At 66.2% G+C, this 17,795-nt stretch carries 15 protein-coding genes; 7 read left to right on the plus strand and 8 right to left on the minus strand.

Annotated features, from left to right (window positions below):
- The first annotated feature begins 81 nt into the window (after positions 1-81).
- Positions 82-609: a CvpA family protein gene (locus OG226_RS50590; RefSeq protein ID WP_329353141.1), complete on the plus strand. Its 528-nt coding sequence runs from the start codon at positions 82-84 to the stop codon at positions 607-609.
- Between the two features lie 1,042 nt (positions 610-1,651).
- Here the strand turns inward: OG226_RS50590 and OG226_RS50595 are convergent.
- The 5 genes from OG226_RS50595 to OG226_RS50615 all read right to left on the minus strand — a co-directional run bounded on the left by OG226_RS50595 (position 1,652) and on the right by OG226_RS50615 (position 7,044).
- Positions 1,652-2,416 (minus strand): SDR family NAD(P)-dependent oxidoreductase, encoded by a 765-nt coding sequence (locus OG226_RS50595; RefSeq protein ID WP_329353143.1) that lies wholly within the window; start codon positions 2,414-2,416, stop codon positions 1,652-1,654.
- A 55-nt stretch (positions 2,417-2,471) separates the two neighbouring features.
- The gene (locus tag OG226_RS50600; RefSeq protein ID WP_329353144.1) at positions 2,472-3,953 is read right to left on the minus strand and encodes an aldehyde dehydrogenase; all 1,482 of its coding nucleotides are present in this window, start codon (positions 3,951-3,953) and stop codon (positions 2,472-2,474) included.
- Between the two features lie 227 nt (positions 3,954-4,180).
- Positions 4,181-5,017: an ABC transporter ATP-binding protein gene (locus OG226_RS50605; RefSeq protein ID WP_329353146.1), complete on the minus strand. Its 837-nt coding sequence runs from the start codon at positions 5,015-5,017 to the stop codon at positions 4,181-4,183.
- A 45-nt stretch (positions 5,018-5,062) separates the two neighbouring features.
- The gene (locus tag OG226_RS50610; protein WP_329353147.1) at positions 5,063-6,079 is read right to left on the minus strand and encodes an ABC transporter substrate-binding protein; all 1,017 of its coding nucleotides are present in this window, start codon (positions 6,077-6,079) and stop codon (positions 5,063-5,065) included.
- An 86-nt stretch (positions 6,080-6,165) separates the two neighbouring features.
- Positions 6,166-7,044: an ABC transporter permease gene (locus OG226_RS50615; RefSeq protein WP_329353148.1), complete on the minus strand. Its 879-nt coding sequence runs from the start codon at positions 7,042-7,044 to the stop codon at positions 6,166-6,168.
- Positions 7,045-8,569: 1,525 nt separating this feature from the next.
- On the opposite strand from OG226_RS50615, the gene OG226_RS50620 reads away from it, so the two are divergent.
- The 4 genes from OG226_RS50620 to OG226_RS50635 all read left to right on the plus strand — a co-directional run bounded on the left by OG226_RS50620 (position 8,570) and on the right by OG226_RS50635 (position 13,134).
- Positions 8,570-8,782: a hypothetical protein gene (locus tag OG226_RS50620; protein WP_329353149.1), complete on the plus strand. Its 213-nt coding sequence runs from the start codon at positions 8,570-8,572 to the stop codon at positions 8,780-8,782.
- Between the two features lie 420 nt (positions 8,783-9,202).
- A complete protein-coding gene (gene moaA, locus OG226_RS50625; RefSeq protein WP_329353150.1) occupies positions 9,203-10,192 on the plus strand; it encodes a GTP 3',8-cyclase MoaA in 990 nt (329 codons plus the stop codon).
- Between the two features lie 495 nt (positions 10,193-10,687).
- Positions 10,688-11,740, plus strand: a complete 1,053-nt coding sequence (locus OG226_RS50630; protein ID WP_329353152.1) for an alpha/beta hydrolase — start codon at positions 10,688-10,690, stop codon at positions 11,738-11,740.
- Positions 11,741-11,817: 77 nt separating this feature from the next.
- On the plus strand, positions 11,818-13,134 hold the full coding sequence (locus OG226_RS50635) for an MBL fold metallo-hydrolase (protein WP_329353153.1): 1,317 nt from the start codon (positions 11,818-11,820) through the stop codon (positions 13,132-13,134).
- Positions 13,135-13,229: 95 nt separating this feature from the next.
- Here the strand turns inward: OG226_RS50635 and OG226_RS50640 are convergent, their stop codons facing one another.
- From OG226_RS50640 to OG226_RS50650, 3 genes are all read right to left on the minus strand, one after another.
- On the minus strand, positions 13,230-13,757 hold the full coding sequence (locus OG226_RS50640; RefSeq protein ID WP_329353154.1) for a cupin domain-containing protein: 528 nt from the start codon (positions 13,755-13,757) through the stop codon (positions 13,230-13,232).
- A gap of 44 nt (positions 13,758-13,801) precedes the next feature.
- On the minus strand, positions 13,802-14,569 hold the full coding sequence (locus tag OG226_RS50645; RefSeq protein WP_329353155.1) for a glucose 1-dehydrogenase: 768 nt from the start codon (positions 14,567-14,569) through the stop codon (positions 13,802-13,804).
- A 96-nt stretch (positions 14,570-14,665) separates the two neighbouring features.
- On the minus strand, positions 14,666-16,105 hold the full coding sequence (locus OG226_RS50650) for a sugar porter family MFS transporter (RefSeq protein ID WP_329353156.1): 1,440 nt from the start codon (positions 16,103-16,105) through the stop codon (positions 14,666-14,668).
- 317 nt (positions 16,106-16,422) lie between these two features.
- Between OG226_RS50650 and OG226_RS50655 the strand changes: the two genes are divergently transcribed.
- A complete protein-coding gene (locus OG226_RS50655) occupies positions 16,423-16,818 on the plus strand; it encodes a nuclear transport factor 2 family protein (protein WP_329353157.1) in 396 nt (131 codons plus the stop codon).
- 43 nt (positions 16,819-16,861) lie between these two features.
- Entirely contained in the window at positions 16,862-17,629 is a 768-nt protein-coding gene (locus OG226_RS50660) for a transposase (protein WP_329347193.1), read from the plus strand.
- The last annotated feature ends 166 nt before the right edge of the window (positions 17,630-17,795 follow it).

Here is a 17,795-nt window from a genome sequence, read left to right on the forward strand (position 1 = left end):
TTCGGGAACGGGAAGAATGCTGTCGGGCGTCCTTCCTGTACCGGCCCGATTCCGGGCTCGGAACAGGAAAGGGATTCTTCCGTGACACTGCTCGACCTGCTCATCCTGCTGGCCGTGTTGCTTTTCGCCGTATCCGGTTATCGGCGTGGACTCGCGGCCTCCTTGGTCGTGTTCACGCTGACCGCGGTGGGCGCACTGCTCGGCCTTGCTCTGCTTCCCCGGATCCTCGACAGGGTCGGCGACTCCGCCGTGGCCGTGAACACGATCGCCGTGCTCACCGTGCTGATCCCGGCCGCGCTCGGCGCCGCGGTGGCCCGCCGTCCCGCGTACTGGCTGCGCGGCCGGGTTCTGGCACGTGGCCCGCTGCGCACGCTCGACGGCGCAGGCTGCGCGCTGGCCGGGGCCGCCGCGCTGCTGGGCGTGGTCTGGATCGCGGGCAACGCGGCTCTGGGCTCTCCGCACACCTCGACCGCCATGCAGCACCAGATACGTGAGTCGACGACCATGCATGCCCTTGCCGACCGGTTGCCCGCAAAGGCGGACGAATGGGCCGACCGGGCCTGCGGTGCGCTCACCGAGGCCCGTTTCCTGCATGCCGTGACCGCGTAGTCGCCGCAGTGCGTGCGGCAAAGGGGGAGAGTCCGCTCCCCGGATGTTCCGTTGCACGGAGCGAATTCTCCTCTTTTCGCGCACGGGCCCGTGTGTGAGGGGCGGCATCGAATATCACCCATGGATCACGCCTTGGGAATTCCTGTGCGTGGTCATTGAAACGCTGACAGGACGCAAAAAACATGAGTAAGGCCAACATCATCACCGGCGTCGATCGAGGTCCTGCGAGGCGTCCATGACGACATCGACGCTGGATCGGCCTGCCGCCACGGTCCTGCCCGACCGCCGACCGATTGTTCCCGAGTCACCGACGCCTGTCGGGCGCCCTGGGGACCGACGAGTCCGCAGGGCGTTGTGGTGGGCCGTGTGCCTGCTCTGCGGTGGCGCGGTCGGCCTCGTCCTCGCCGTGGTGGGCACCCTTCGCGGGCGGGTGCCATCCCGGCGGCGGCTGGCCGCGGTCGGCGCCGGCGCGGCGGTGCAACTGGTGTTGGCCGGCTCGTTCGCGGTGGCCGGGGCCCAGAGCGGCGGTGGCGTGTGGGAGACCACCCGGGCCGTGGTCAACGCACCTGTCTCCGGGGCGGCCCTGCTCTACGGGGTAGGCAAGGGCGGCGAGGTGTACCAGAACGACAACGGCACCACTGCCGTCCTCCTGGACGAGGGAGTCGTCCGCGCCGGCACCATGTTCGGGACCGTCTTCCTCACCGACCAGCACATGGAAGAGGAGACGCCGCGCACGGACCGCCTGTCGGAACACGAGGCCCGGCACGCCGACCAGTGGGCAGCCTTCTCGATCGCCGCCGGGCCCACCGCCTTCCCCACGCTGTACGCCCTCGACGAGACGTTCTTCCCCGGTGCGTTCAACCACTTCGAACGCCAGGCAGGTCTGGAGGACGGCGGTTACAACACGCCGTCGGACTGCCCGTCCGTCGCCGGCCAGTTGACCCTCGCTTCCCTGGCCCTGCTCGCCGGCTCGGTCCTGATCGTCCGGCGCCGGTACCGCACGTCGCGCGGGGGGCGTACAGCGCGGCGGGCTCATGAGCCGTCAGTGGAAGGTTCGTCCGCCGTCCGCCGCGAGCGCCGCCCCCGTCACGTAGGAGGAGTCGCCGCCGGTGAGGAACAGGATCACCTGGGCGATCTCTTCCGGGGTGGCGAGCCGCTTCAGGGCGTAGTGCACGGCATTGTCGCGATGCCCGTCGGCCATGGCGGTGTCGACCATGCCCGGGCAGACGCTGTTGACGCGTACCCGGGGTGCGACTTCGGCGGCAAGCGCCCGGGTGAACGTGATGATTCCGCCCTTCGAGGTGGCGTAGGCGGTGTATCCCGGTGAGTTGGGAAGCAGGCCCTGGCCGGAGGCCATGTTCACGATGGTCGACCCGACCTCCTCCCGCAGCCACGGCAGGCAGGCGCGGGACACCAGATACGTGCCGGTGAGGTTGACGTCCAGTACGCGTCGCCACTGTTCGACGGGCACGTCCGCCACCATCCCGCGATACATGATCCCGGCGCAGTTGACCAGTCCGTCGATGCCGCCGAGAACTGCGGCGGCCTCTTCCACGGCCGACGCCACGCCCGCCTCGTCAGTGATATCGAGCGGCAGGGCGGTCGAGCCGGTCTCGGCCGCCGTGACGGTGAGGCCGTCGGCGTCACGATCGAGCAGGGCCAGGGCGGCGCCTTCTCGAGCGAACAGGTGCGCTACTGCGCGCCCGATGCCGGCAGCGGCACCGGTGATGACGATGCGCCGACGGTCCAGTCGCCTCATGGACGGGATCTCGCGCGCTGCGGCCGAGGGATGTGTTTCGGGGGTCAAGAGCGCGCTCCTACCGAGGGGGCTGCTGGGACGGTGATGAATGCGCTGGTGGCGGTCAGCGCATGACGAACGGGTTGACCGGTGGCCCGTCGTCGGTGGAGATGACGACGCTCCTCGTTTCGAGGTACTCGTCAATTGCTTCGATGCCGTGCTCGCGTCCGAGTCCGGACCGCTTCGTCCCGCCGAAGGGGACCATGTAGCTGTAGGTGCGGTACGTGTTGACCCAGACGGTGCCGACCTGGAGCGCCTTCGACATGCGCAGAGCACGGGCGATGTTCGACGTCCAGACGCCGGCGACAAGGCCGTACGGGATCTCGTTGGCGAGCCGGACAGCCTCGTCCTCGTCGGCGAACTCGATGACGGACAAGACGGGCCCGAACACCTCCTCCTGGGCAATCCGCATGTCATTGCGGACGTCCACGAGGATGGTCGGCTCGACGAACTGACCGGCACCGAGGCCGGGACCGGTGGCGGGCTTCCCGCCGAGCACGCAGCGGGCGCCGTCGGCGCGGGCGATGTCCAGGTAGTCCAGCACCTTCTGGTACTGCGGCGGGGTAGAGATGGGACCGACGTTGGTACTGGGGCCACGGGGGTCGCCCATGCGGATGTCGGAGGCGAGATCGATGAGCTTCGCGAGGAGCTTGTCCCTGACCGAGGTGTGGACGAGCAGGCGTGAGCCGGCGGCACACATCTGCCCGGCCGCCCCGAAGATGCCGGACATGACGCCGGTGGCGGCCAAGTCGAGGTCGGCGTCGTCGAACACGATCGTGGGCGACTTCCCACCGAGTTCGAGGGCGACCCGCTTCAGGGACTTGGCCGCGCTCTGGTAGATGCGGATGCCGGTGGCGTCGGACCCGGTGAACGCGATCTTGGCGACGTCGGGGTGGTCGACCAGGGCGGAGCCGACGTCCGTGCCCAGTCCGGTGACGACGTTGAACACGCCCGCCGGCACGTCGGCCTGCTCGATGAGTCGCGCGAGCTCGAGGGTGGTCGCCGAGGCGAACTCGGAGGGTTTCACCACGACCGCGCATCCGGCCGCCATGGCCGGAGCAGCCTTCACCGTCGCGAACCACAAGGGGGAGTTCCAGGCGGTGAGCGCTGCGACGACACCGATGGGCTCCCGCATGGTGAACGCGAAAGCGTTGGCCTTCTCGGTGGGAATCGTGGCCCCTTGAACCTTGTCGGCGAGGCCGGCGTAGTAGTACCAGCATTCGGCGACCGACGCGATCTGCCCCTGGACCTCGGTGAGGAGCTTGCCGTTGTCCCGGACTTCGATGTCGGCGAGCCGATCCGCGTTCGCCTTGATCAGGTCGGCGACGCGGCGCAGGAAGCCGCCGCGCTGCGAGGCCGACAGCGTCGCCCACGGGCCGGTGGTCATCGCCCGCCGGGCGGCGTCGACGGCACGGTCTGCGTCTGAGGCCGTGCCGGCCGGGATGACGGCCCACGTCTCGCCGGTGTACGGGTCCGTACTGTCGAGTCCCTCACCCCCTGCGGAATCGACCCACTGCCCGTCGATGTACATCTGGTACCGCTGCACTGACTGAGTCTCCCTACTGGCCCTACTGGCCCTACTGGTCGCGTTGCTGGCTTGGTGGTCGCGAACTAATCCCACGTTCGAGTGCAGGGTGAAGAACGTGGGGTGACGGCCGGGGTACGGCAGCGGGTGGGCGGCGGGGCTGCTGGACGGCAGCCCTCGCGTTGACTGATCGCATCGCGAGTCGTGCGCCGCCGCCGGCCCGCTGTAGCCGTTGCGTCCGGAACGGATCAGGCAGCGCCGCCCTGAGCGGTGGGCGCGATCCCGTGGAGCACTCCCATTTCCTCGAACAGGGCATAGATGTGGTCCGCGTACTCCGCGAACTCGCGCGATCCCGCCAGGGAGATCGGCCGCGGCCTCGGCAGGTCCACCGAGATCTCCTCGATGATGCGACCGGGGTTCGGACTCATCACGAAGATCCGGTCGGACAGCCCCACTGCCTCTTCGACACTGTGCGTGATGAAGAGGACGGTGGGCCTGGTCCGCAGCCAGAGCGCCTCCAGGTCCGTCCGTACTTGCAGGCGCGTGAGGGCGTCGAGCGCGCCGAACGGCTCGTCCAGCATCAGAACCGGCGGTTCATGCACGATCGTGCGCACCAGCGACACGCGCTGCCGCATCCCGCCGGACATCTGCCGCGGATATTTGTCCACCGCCGACTCCAGGTGAAGCTGCTTGAACATGTCGAGGGCTCGGTTGCGCAGCACCCTCTTGTCGAGGCGACGGATGTCGGCCTGGAGCAGCACATTGTCCAACGCGGTCCGGAAGTCCAGCAGCAGGTGGTCCTGGAACGCGATGCCGATGTCGGTGAATGCCTTCTTCACACTGCGACCACCGATTTCGATGTCGCCCGAGGACCTGGACAGCAATCCGGCGACCATCAGCATGAGAGTGCTCTTGCCACATCCGGAGGGCCCCACGATGGAGACGAACTCTCCGGGCTCGATCTCCATGGAGACCGGCTTCAGTGCCTCGAACTCATTGGCCGAACCCTCGCCGTAGATCTTCGTGACGTTCCTGATGGAGATGGACTTGCCGGTTGTCGCTGTCGCTTCCGGTGTATCAGTCATGATCCCAACTCTTCCTGTACTTCCTTTTCCACCTTGAAACGATCCCTAACGGCAGGAAGTCAACGCACTTCGAGGCGGCAGGTAGTCGTAGGAAACGAACTTCGTCGGGTCAGGAGCGTTCGAAACGAGCTTGGCGCGCTTGAGAAGCGCCATGGTGCTCTTCCAACGGGCCGACTCGGCAAGTCCGATGTACCGAGCGTCGCCCGCACAAAGCAGGGGAAGAAGGACCGACAATTCCGTGCGCGCGTTGTCGTCGACCGTGTTCGGCTCCAACTTCTTGATGTCGGCGAGCGCCTGGTCCGGATGGGACCGGGCCTCGCTCCATCCCTGGAGGCTGTCCGCGACGACCTTCTTCACGACCGAGGGGTTCTTCTCGGCATAGCTCTTCGTCGTGAAGATCGAGTGCGCAACCGAGTTGACGCCGTGGTCACCGAAAGCGAAGTCCGTGAAGCGCGCCCCTTGGGAAGCCAGGGCGACGTGCGAGTCCTGGCCGCCGACAATCGCGTCGACCCTGCCTGCGATCAGCGAGGGCGCCATGGATTCGAAGGGCATGGTGACGATCTTTATGTCGTCCTCGCTCAGACCCCCCGACTGAAGGAAGATCGGAAGGAGGAAGGAGTAGGCGCCCTCTGCGGGGACAGCTACGGACTTGCCCTTCAGGTCCTCGACCTTCTTGATCCCCGAGGAGTTGAGCACCTGCATCGCGGTGTTCGTCGCCTGGTTGATGGTGGCCACGACGAGCAGAGGGGCACCCTTCTGGACGGCCTGAGTGATCGCCACGGAGTCCGCGATACCCATGTCTGCCTTACCGGTGGAGACGAGCTGAACCGTGGTGCCGGAGCCCTTACCCGGTGTGAGAGATATGTTCAAGCCGTCCTTTTGGTAAAGGTTCTCCTCCTCGGCGACGGCGAAGCCGGCGGTTGATGGCGACCATGCCCAGTGCAGTTGGAAGGCTACGGACGATCCGCCGCTTCCTGCTTGCGTCGCCGACGACCCGCAGCCGCTGAGGAGCGCAAGAGCCGAAAGGACGCCTGCCAACGCCGGGATTCTCTTCGTCTTCATGATTCTGCCTCTCACCATTTCCGTGCTGCTTCGGTTGATGCGCTGGGCACATGTGAAACCCAGACGTTCGAACATCGCCGCTGTCGCTACTTCTTGCCGCGTTTCTGGCGACGCTCCCAAGGAGTGAGCCACCACTCGAGCGCCTCAATCAGGTAGTTGATCGCGATGCCGATGATGGTGAGAACCACCAGAATGGCGAAGATGTACTCGGTGTCCAGCTGGGAACTCGCCCTCAGCAGGGCATAACCAAGACCCTCGTTTGAGCCGAGGAACTCCGCGACGAGAGCGCCCGTGATCGCGATGGTCGCGCACGTCTTGATGCCCGAGAAAATGATGGGCAGCGCCGCCGGCAGCCTGAGATTCCAGAAAGTCTGGAACCTGGTGGCCCCCATCGAGCGCGTCAAGTACAGCAGCCTGTCGTCCAGGCTGACGAATGCGGCGATGCTCGACATGAGAAGCGGAAAGAACGCGATGAGCACCACCAAGGTCACCTTGGTCTGCACGCTGAAGCCCAGCCACACCACGAGAAGAGGAGCAATGGCGATCTTGGGGACGAGCTGGGTCAGCATCACCACGGGGTAGACCGTCTGCTTGGCCACCTTCGAAAGAGCGATCAGCAGTCCGACCGGGATGCCGATCGCGAGGCACAGCAGCAGCCCGATCCCCAGCGCCTTCAGCGTGGGCAGCGACTGGGCCAGGAGGTTGTCCCGCTCCGCGATCATTCGGTTGAGAACGGCCAGAGGGCTGGGCAGCAGATAGGAAGGAATGGCGAAGACTTCGACGGCCGCCGCCCACAGCAAGATGATGGCGACGAAGGTCGCGGGTGGCAGGGCGGCCCAACCGGCTGACGCGAGCGCCTGCCTCCTAGCCCGACCGCCCGACCGCACTCGACGGCTGTCGTTCGCCGCCGATATGGCGCGGGCGCCGGGCCTGCTCCTCTCCGCCGGGGGACTGGTGTTCGCCATGGACATCTCCATTGATGGGTGAGCTGCGGGGCTGTGGTTCAGGGGGCACCTGAGGGATCGTGCGGTCGCACCTTGAGGTGCCGCCGCCTAGGTCGGCTCGTCTGTCGGCTCTGCCCGATGCACTCGCATGTCCCGTGCTGGCTCAGGGCGCCGACCGCACTGACGATTGAAGATATCCCGCATTGTGAGAATGTCAACGGTCGGCGTCGATCCTCTTTGAAAATGCCCAGCCTGCCCAGGTCATGCGGTCTTGGTCGGGTTGGCGGGTCAGGCTGCAGCCCAGCAATGTGAGCCGGTCGACGACTCGACTGGCCTGCCGACTCGTGGAACCCGGTTGGTGGACTGGCCGACACCTGGGGCCGGCGGGGTTACCGCGGGTGAGGGCGGGTCAGGCGGACATGAGGATCGACTCAGCTGCGGGGAGCCCACCAGGCAAAGGGCACGGCCTACGCTTCAGAACCGTCGCGGGCGGACCCTGGCGCAGGTGGGGCAGGTCTTCGCCGCCCTCGAATCTTCGGGGAGCCTGCGCCGGACCACCACCCGGCTAGCGCGCCCACGTCGCGAAGTGACGCGTGGCCGGGGCCAGAGGGCTCTGGCAACCAGGGGAGTCGTCACGGACGGTGAAGCTCGCGTCTATTCGCATGGCTGTGCCGGGTGTGCCGCTCGCATCCCCCAAAATTCTGACGCCCTCTCAAGTCTGCTGCGATCAGGCTGGACGGATGCGCTGCTGATGAAGCCCTGGACGTGGTTGGACGCGAACTCTCCTGCAGCGACTCGCTGTTCGCAGGGATCACAGTCCTGGCTGGGGCGACTGTGTGGCACAGGGGTGATGATTGTCCGGACTCGGGATCGCGCGGTGAAGGGGCGCTGTCCAAGCTGCTGGTATCCGGCGGCTTGTGTCCACGGTCGCCACCAACGGCAGCCGCAGGTTGTGCCGCTGGCCACCCGCGGGTGCAGATCCTGTTGGGGGTCCGCCGGTTCGTCCGCGCAAACCCGGAGTGTGCATAGCCGACGTGCGCCGACCCGGATACCGGTCTGACCAGCTCAGTCGCCCGCTGCGCCGACTGGCTCGGGGCGCTGATGAACGTCATCGCGAAGTCACCCAGTAGACCGGTGTCCTCCTGCCCACCTGGATTGACGAGGCCTTCGCGGCGAGTTGAATTCGACCTTCTATGAAGATGAGCCTGGTCCCGTGACCTCCGCTTCCTCGCTTGCCGACAGACGTACGGCACCATGCTGGATCAGGAATCTTGGGCCCAAGGTCGGATTCCAGCGGACCTCCGCGAGAAGAAGACGAACGGGTGACCTCTCCTGCGTTCGATGTGGATGCCTTCCTCAGCCGGCCGCTCACCGCGCGCATCGCGACCCACAGACCGACTGTGCGTCCCGTGTGCTTCCTGTGGGAGGACGGAGCCTTTCGGGTCCTGATGACGCCGTGGGCCAGACTCTTCGATCACGTCAGTCAAAGCCCGGAGTCGCCCTCGTGGTCGACGTCTGCGACATTGCAACAGGCTTTGTTCAACAGGTGATTGCTCGTGGTGATGCCGAGCTCGTCCCCTTCGCCGTACCGCTGGGCCGGCGCAAGGTCGTTCGCTGCCTCGGTGCGGACGAGTCCCGCTGGGACGAACACTTCGTCCACTACCTGCACGACAGCCCCGGTGACAGGGGCACCCTGTGGTTGCGGCTGGTCCCCGGCTCCCTCACGGCACAGGACTTGAGCTGTTCCAGCACCGCATGACCGAGCGTGACGGCTCCGCGTGATCGCGGCCACACATCACCGTACGACGCCCGATCTTCGTCATTTGTGCACAAACTGGGTCCGGTTGGATTCGACTCGGTGTCCCGCTTGCGGACACCGTGGCCACCCACCCAGGACGTGCTTGGCACTCGTGACCAGAATTCCCGCGGCGGATCGATGATGAGGCATCGCCCCGAAGCCAAGAAATGACGGATGCTCTTCTGTCGCTCCCTGCAAGGGGGGGCACTCCATCACGGGAGGTTGCCATCCAGGGAGGAAATTCTCCCCCCTTTGCCAGGCGAATGCAGCTGTACCTCTCAGATACTCTGAGCCTCAAGCCGGGAAGGCCTCGACCATTGTTGAGGAAGGCCGGATCACCAAACGTCGACAGCGCGGAAGTCCGACGAGGGAGGGGCCCGCGTGCTCATCGACACCTACGGCCGGCAGGCCACCGACCTGAGGGTCTCGCTGACCGACCGCTGCAATCTGCGCTGTACGTACTGCATGCCCGAGGAGGGTTTGCAGTGGCTGGGCAAGAGCGACCTGCTGAGCGACGACGAGATCGTTCGCCTGATCGACGTCGCGGTCACCTCGTTGGGTATCGAGGAGGTCCGCTTCACCGGCGGTGAGCCCCTGCTGCGTCCCGGCCTGGTCGGCATCGTCGAGCGCGTCGCCGCCCTGGAGCCGCGCCCGCAGATGTCGTTGACGACCAATGGCATCGGCCTCAAGCGCACCGCGGCCGCGCTGAAAGCGGCGGGTCTGGACCGGGTCAACGTCTCGCTGGACACCCTGCGCCGGGAGGTCTTCACGACCCTCACCCGCCGGGATCGCCACCAGGACGTCCTGGAGGGCATGCAGGCTGCGCGCGAGGCAGGCCTGACCCCGGTCAAGGTGAACAGCGTGCTGATGCCGGGTCTCAACGACGACGAGGCCCCAGACCTGCTGGCCTGGGCGATCGAGCACGACTACGAACTGCGGTTCATCGAGCAGATGCCTCTGGACGCTCAGCACGGCTGGAAGCGCGAGGGCATGATTACCTCCGGGGACATCCTGACCTCCCTGCGGACACGCTTCACGCTGACGGACGAGGGCTCCGAGGAGCGCGGCTCGGCCCCGGCGGAGCGCTGGATCGTCGACGGCGGACCGCACCGCGTGGGCGTCATCGCCTCGGTCACCCGCCCGTTCTGCACAGCCTGCGACCGCACCCGCCTGACGGCCGACGGCCAGATACGCACCTGCCTGTTCGCCCGCGAGGAGACCGACTTGCGCACCGCCCTGCGCTCCGACGCCGGTGACGAGGAGATCGCCCGCATCTGGCGTCAGGCGATGTGGGGCAAGAAGGCGGGCGCGGGCCTGGACGATCCGACCTTCGTCCAGCCGGACCGCCCGATGTCCGCGATCGGCGGCTAGAGCACAACGCTCCGAAACCAGAAGGAATTATGGAGTGGAAAATCAGACGCCATCCTAAAAGAAAACTCCTCTGAGGGTATCGGAGGGTGACGATATCGGCCGGTTGACCATCGGGGTCATCCTTCTGACATCAACAATCATGACCCTGTTGGCTGAACTCGCATTCGCCGTCTTCGGTGCGGGGCTAAAGGCAACGGCAGTGGCGGGCGTGAGCGCATTCAGTGACACCTTCGGGCTCGGCTACATCGTCGCCAAGAGGTCGGGATATATCAGAACCGACACTTAGGGCTTGCCTCATGACCCATTGCCATGAACTGAAAAATTGAGGGGGATGCATCTTTCCCTCCCAGTCGAGCGAGGGTCATGGCAACGTTGCTAATCATGAATGTGCCGACACCTTTCGTCGCGCCGTCGATTCCGGCTTCATCCCTATCTCCATGCAGCCGACAAGTGAGGAGTACTTCGTTGGGACATAATCTTCGGCGTAGAGGCTTGGTGGGACTGACTGGCGCGGGCGTCGCCAGGGTGGCGCTCGGGGCGGGCGGCTTCACTCCCTCCAGTGCCCTGGCGAGCCCCCGCGGTAAGACCACCACTCGACGCCGAAGGCCCGCGGGGCCCGCGCCGTGGCGCCGCGGCCGCCAGGTTGCTGCGGTCGCCGGCCTGTTGGCGTTGCTGCTGGTGGTGAGCGGCTGCACCTCCGACGGGGCCACGTCGGGGGACACCCGGACCCCTGTCGAGACGGCAGAAGGAACACCGAACCTCACCGGCGCGGCCTCGGACGGGGGGCCCGCCCGCTCGCAGTCGATCGCGCTGACTCGCGACGGCATCCGATTGGTCGGAACCCTCGAAGTCCCCGCACTCAAGGCCGGGCAGAAGGTGCCGCTGGTGATCGTCATGCACGGGCTCACCGGCAGCCAGAACGTGCCGGTGGTGCGTGCCACGGCGCAGGCCCTGCGGGAAGCGGGGATCGCCAGCATCCGATTCGACTTCGACGGCCATGGTGCCAGCGGCGGTGGCATGGTCGACATGACCGTGCCGAAGGAGGTCGCGGACGCTCGGAGCTTCTACGACTACGCCCGTGCGTTGCCTTTCGTCTCCACGATCGGCCTCGTCGGCCACTCGCAGGGCGGCGTCGTCGCCGCGCTGCTGGCCGGGCAGCTACGTGACAGGGTCACCGCACTCGCGCTGCTCGCGCCCGCGACCACCATTCCCGAAGGCGCACGGTCGGGGAACATGGGCGGCACCCGCTACGACCCGGCCGACCCGCCGGAGTCCATCTCCATGTTCGGTGTGCAGATCGGCCGCGACTATCTCGTCACCGCGCAGACCCTTCCGATCAACCAGGTCCCCTCCCGCTACACCGCGCCGGTCAGCATCATTCACGGCTCCGACGATGCGCTCATTCCTCCGAGCCGATCCGAGGACTACGCCGCCCGTTTCCGGGACGGCGAACTGCATCTGCTTCCCGGTCAGGACCACGAGTTCAGCCGGAACCCCGACCAGCCGGCCGCGCTGGTCGCCCGCTTCATGACCGCGCACCTGCGCTGACCGAGGCGTGTCAACTGCCCTGTTTCTCTCCCTCTCTTTAAAGACGCCGACGTGATACGCGCAGAAGGACCGACGTGGTGACCGCACGACTGAGTGAGAACGATGACCCCACTGTCCCGAACCCACCACCCGAGGACGGTGAGGTCGAGTCGGCTCCGCGCCGGCCGCGACGCTGGCGGCGGCGGATCGGCTGGGCTGTGGTTGTCGTGGGCGTGCTGATCGTGATCACGGTGGTCGGTGGTCTGATCTATGTGCGCACCACACCGTTCGGTGCGTCTCCGTCCGGCGACCGGCAGGCCAGGATCGAGCGGTCACCGCAGTGGCGCGACGGCGAGTTCAGGGACCCCCAGCCGCTGTGGATGTCTCCGCGGGCGCCGCTCGCAGGGACGGTCTTCGACGGCGACAGGAGCGATACCAGTAGCCCGAATCAGCCCCTTCACATCGCGGCGACCGATACCAGCCTGTTCGATGATCCGCCGGCTGACGGGCTGCGCATCACTTGGTTCGGTCACTCGTCGACGCTGATGGAGATCGACGGAACCCGAGTGCTGATCGACCCGTTCTGGGGAGAGCAGGCAGGGCCGAACGGGCTGTTCGGCCGCAAGCCGTTCTACCCGGCGCCCGCCGCGCTCGCCGATCTCGGCCCGGTGGATGTCGTGGTCATCTCGCACGACCACTGGGATCACCTCGACCAGTCGACGGTCCGTGCGATGTCCGGCTGGGCGCACACGACGTTCGTGGTGCCCCTGGGAATCGGAGCGGACCTGGAGCGGTGGGGTGTCCCCTCGCAGCGGATTCGCGAACTCGACTGGTGGCAGACCACCAAGGTCGGCTCCCTGGAACTCGTCTCCACGCCCGCCCGGCACAACTCAGGCCGAGACCCGCTGCGCAGCAACGAAACCCTGTGGTCGGGATGGGCATTGCGCGGCCCGCAGCACCGGGCCTGGTACTCGGGCGACACCGGGTACGCACCCGCTCTCACGCAGATCGGCGAACGCCTCGGACCGTTCGACGTGACTCTGATCGAGTCAGGGGAGTACGACCCGGACTGGCCGGACCAGCACCTCGGACCGGAACTCGCCGTGCGCGCGAATGGACTGGTGGGCGGCAAGCTGATGGTTCCGGTGCACTGGGGACTGTTCGATCTCGCGCCGCACAGCTGGACAGAACCGGTCGAGCGGGTGCGAGCGGAAGCGGAATGTCAGAAGCAGAGTTACCTGGTGCTCGTCCCGGGGGTGCCGACGGAGCCGACCGCGGACGCCGTTGCCGCACAGCGGCAGTGGTGGCCGAAGCTGCCGTGGCGCACCGCTGCGGAGACACCGATCAACCCGACGGTGGACGGCGATTCGGACGAGCGGGTCGGCTACGTTCCCTGCGTGTTGAACGGCCGGTAGGCCGACCCCGCGCGACGAGCAAAGGGGCGCCGGTCAGCGCTCTCGCGCTGCACGGCGCCCTCCTTGTCCACGGCCCCGAGTCGATCGGTGAAGCGTCAGCGAATCGCGCTGATGTGAACCGCTGAGACCACGCAGGGCTTGTCGGTCCGATTCCGCCAGGCGTGCTTGGTGCCGCGCTGAACCATGGTGTCGCCCTGCCGCATGGTCGTCTCGCCGGTTTCGAGGAGAACGCACGCCTCCCCGGAAATCACGGTGACGATGTCGATCGTGTCCGTGGTGTGCATGCCGGGGGCGTCCGCGGGATCGACCGCGTCGCCGGCACCTGATTCGGCCAGGATCCGCGCATAGCCTCCTTCGTAGTCCCATTCGCTGTCGGGAGCAAAGGCCGTGATCACGTAGTTGTAGCCGGCGGGTGGCGGTGGGATGATCGCCGCGTCGCCGGGGCCGTTCGGCGACATCACCTTCGTCGGCACCTGCGTCGCCTGCCACAGATGGTTGCGGGTGTAGCCGTCGGCGACGAGGCGGTCGGCCGTCGGAGCGTCGCTCACGAAGGTCGACCTGCCATCGGCATCGAGTCCGGTGACAATCAGGCGCGACTGAAATCGGCGATGTTCCCCAGGCATGAATGTGGTCCTCTCCATCGTGTGGTCTGTTCTACCGTCGGCTGTCAGAAGCCGACCGTCTGGCCGCCGTCGACGACCATTGCGTGACCGGTCGCGAATCCGCCGAGATCAGAAGAGAGCCAGAGCACCGCGGAGGCGATCTCCTCGGGGGAGCCCATCCTTCCCACAGGTTCCTGTCCGATCACTCGGGCCCGGCCCTCGGAGGTGCCGCCGGAGAATCGGTCCATCATCGGCGTTTCGATGATGCCCGGACAGATTGCGTTGACCCTGATGCCCTGCGCCGCATAGTCCAGCGCCGCTGATTTCGTGAGGCCGATCAGTCCGTGCTTGGCGGCGACGTACGCGGCCTGCCCCCGGATGCCGACGACGCCGGCGCCGGATGAGGTGTTGATGATGGCGCCGCCGCCGGTTTCGAGCATGGCGGGGATCTCGTACTTCATACACAGGAAGGCGCTGCGCAGGTCGATGTCGAGTATGCGTGACCACTCGTCCTCGGAGATGTCGGCGAGAGGCGCCGGAGGCTGTTCGATACCGGCATTGTTGAACGCGATGTCGAGGCGACCGAACTCCTGGACTGTCTGCTCGACAACGCCCTGGATGTCGCTGGAAGAAGTCACGTCGCATTTGACGGCGAGCACCCGGCCACCGTGCTCGGCGACGATCCGAGCGGTCTCTTCGTTGCCGACCGTGTCAATATCGGCGACGACCACATCCGCACCTTCGGCGGCGAACGCGATCGCCGTAGCGCGGCCGATGCCGCTGCCGGCGCCGGTGACGAGGGCGACCTTTCCGGCGAACCTGCGTTCAGTCATTAGCGATCTCACTCTCTGTCATTTAGGAAATCGGTATCTGCCGATCCGACAGGCCGGGTCGGCAGATACCGAAGAGGTGGTGCGGGCAGTACCGGGTCAGGAGTGACGAGTGGCTGTGCCGCTGAAACGCCCGCGCAGTTCAACTTCGAGCTCTTCCAGGGTCCGGCCCTTGGTTTCCGGAACGTAACGGAATGCGAAGAGTGCTGCCAGCACGTTGAGCACCAGGAATCCGGAGAACACCGCCACGGAACCGTACTTGTCGGCGAGGATCGGGAAGAGGAAGGAAATGAGGGAGTTGGCAACCCACAGGCCGCCGAGGGAAGCGCCCATGGCGAACCCGCGGATCGGCAGTGGGAACAGCTCCGAGAGTACGAGGAAGCCTGTGGTGCCCAGGAAGGTCACCATGGATGCCGTCACCATCAGCATGAACGCCAGGACCAGGTACGAGCGCAGGTCCGAGTCGGGCAGCAGATAGGTGACGAGGAGGCCCAGGTGCGAGGCGGCGACACCGCCGAAACCGAGCAGCATCATCCTGCGGCGCCCCATCACACCGAGAATCCACATCCCCACCACGGTGAAGACGATCATCGCGATTCCCACGGTGACGGAGGCAAGCAGCGACGCGGACCGGGTGAGGCCGGAGCTCTCCAGCACGGTGGGTGCGTAGTACATGACCACGTTGATGCCCGTGGTCTGCTGGGCCATGGCCAGGATGATGCCGATCACGATCAGACGCTTCATCCACGGTTCGCTGCGGAGGGTGGCGATGACGGAGAGCTTGCCCTTGATCGCGTCCGCCTCGACGATGGCCGTGATCTGCTCGTACTCCTCCTCGACCCGGTCGGCGAGATGCGCCCGCTGGAGAGTGCGGCGCGCCTCCGACCACATCTGCTTGCTCGCGTACCAACGGGGGGTGTCGGGCAGGGTGAGCATGCCGAGGAGGAGCGCGGCCGCCGGAACGACGGCGACACCGAGCATGTAGCGCCACACGACCTGGTCGTCGATCGTGTTGGCGAGTACCGCGTTGATGACGAACGCCAGGAACAGGCCGATGACCAGCATCAGCTGGTTCACCGTGACGATGCGGCCTCGCTGCGAGGCCGGCGCCAGCTCGGCGAGATACAGCGGAACGACGACGGATGCGACGCCGACGGCGTAACCGAGGGCGATGCGCGCCACGATCAGAAGGGGGACGTTGGGGGCCAAGGCGCACGCGATCGTACTGACGACGAAGATCGCGCCGGCGATCACCAGTGACTTCTTCCGTCCCACGCGGTCAGCTATGGGGCCGCCCAGAAGGGCGCCTGTCGTGGCACCCGGGAAGAGTAGTGACGTGACGACCAGGCCCTCGGTGACCGCGGTCATGTGGAAGCTCTCGCGGAGATACACCAGCGCGCCCGCGATGACGCCCGTGTCGAAACCGAAGAGCAGGCCGCCCAGGCTGGCGATCACGGTCAGCCGGAACAGGAATGTTCTCGGGTCTTCGCGTCCCTCTGTGGGGGGCGAGGCCTGCTTGAAGGGTGAGTTGACGGACATGAAGTCTCCCGCACGGGTCGATCGCCATTGTTCGGTCATGCGTCTTGCTGCCATTGGCCTGGGGTTCGAAGCCCGGCGGGCGTGAACGCGAAAGCCTGTTGATGAACGGCTCGCTCGCGCCGAGATGGACCTTCTGGGTCAAGGCAAACGATCGGCTCGGCCTTGACGGGGCTGGTGCGAATCGCCAGCGGCTCGGTTGTGGCGGTACACACACTCTCGGCGTGGTGGATTGGAAGATATCCTGCATTGTGGGACTCGGTCAATAGTATGGTTGGCTGCCCCGCCCGGGAATGTTCCGACAGAGAGGTCTGATCACCATGCGAGCGAGCACCGAGACGGTGAGGTTGCTGACTGAGTACTACGCGGCGATGGAGGCGAACAGCCCCCGCGAGTTCGGCTCCTACTACGCGGAGGACATGACGCTGACGTTTGGGAACAGCCCGGAGATCAAGGGGCGCGAGAACATCATCGCGGCCTTCACCGCCAAGCTCGACGAGGTGGTGTCACTGGGACACGGCCTCGTGCATGCGTGGGAAGAGGAGGGCGGGGTCGTCTTCTTCGAGTCCATCGGCCGTTGGACCCTCCGCAGCGGGGCGGTAATCGAGATCAAGGCGGCTTCCAAGATCACCATTGTCGACGGCAAGTTTGTCGATCAGCGCATCTACGTGGACAACGCCCCTGTATTCGAAGCGCTCGAGCGAGAAGACGGCTAAGGCTTGTCCCGTAACTGCTGGTCACAGGTGAGATGATCTTGGCGTGGCTGGTGTGATCACGGCGTCGGAGCCGTCTTGGATAGCCCCGTTCACCGGGCTGAGCCCGCGTTGTTTCGGGAAGCTGGTGAGCGTGCTGCGGCGTGAAGGTGCGGACGCGGTCCGCAAGGGCCGGCCGTGGAGCCTTCCGTTGGAGGACCGGACTCTGCTGGTCGCGGCGTACTGGCGGACGAACTTGACGATGCGCCAGCTCGCCCCGCTGTTCGGGGTGTCGAAGTCGGCGGCGGACCGCATCATCGACCACCTCGGGCCGATGCTCGCGCTCCAGCCCCGAAAGCGGTTCGCCAAGGACACCGTGCTCATCGTGGACGGCACCCTGGTCCCCACCCGCGACCACTCCATCGCCGCGCAGTCCAAGAACTACCGGTACTCCACCAACCACCAGGTCGTCATCGACGCCGACACCCGCCTGGTCGTCCTGGTCGGCCGCCCGCTCGCCGGAAACCGCAACGACTGCAAGGCATGGGAAGAATCCGGCGCCAAAGCCGCCGTCGGCAAGACACTCACGATCGCCGACGGCGGCTACCCCGGCACTGGACTCGTCATGCCCCACCGCCGGCGTAAAGGCGAAGACCTGCCCGACTGGAAGCAGGCACACAACAAGTCCCACAAGCAGGTCCGAGCCCGCGTCGAGCACGTCTTCGCCCGTATGAAGACCTGGAAGATCCTCCGCGACTGTCGCCTCAAAGGCGCCGGCGTCCACCACGCCATGCTCGGCATCGCCCGACTGCACAACCTCGCCCTCACCGGATAGGCAAGCGGACCGCCACGCGGCCAACCACGCCCGAGACGACCCGAAGATCATTTACGGGACAAGCCTTAGCTCCAGATCTGCATGTTCACGTTTGGGGGCGGCATACTAAGCGCGTCCGGCTGGCTACGTACAGCGGCGCTGAGGACGTATGTCGCCGCCCCCGTCG

This window comes from Streptomyces sp. NBC_01261 (assembly GCF_036226385.1).
In the GTDB taxonomy this organism is placed as follows: domain Bacteria; phylum Actinomycetota; class Actinomycetes; order Streptomycetales; family Streptomycetaceae; genus Streptomyces.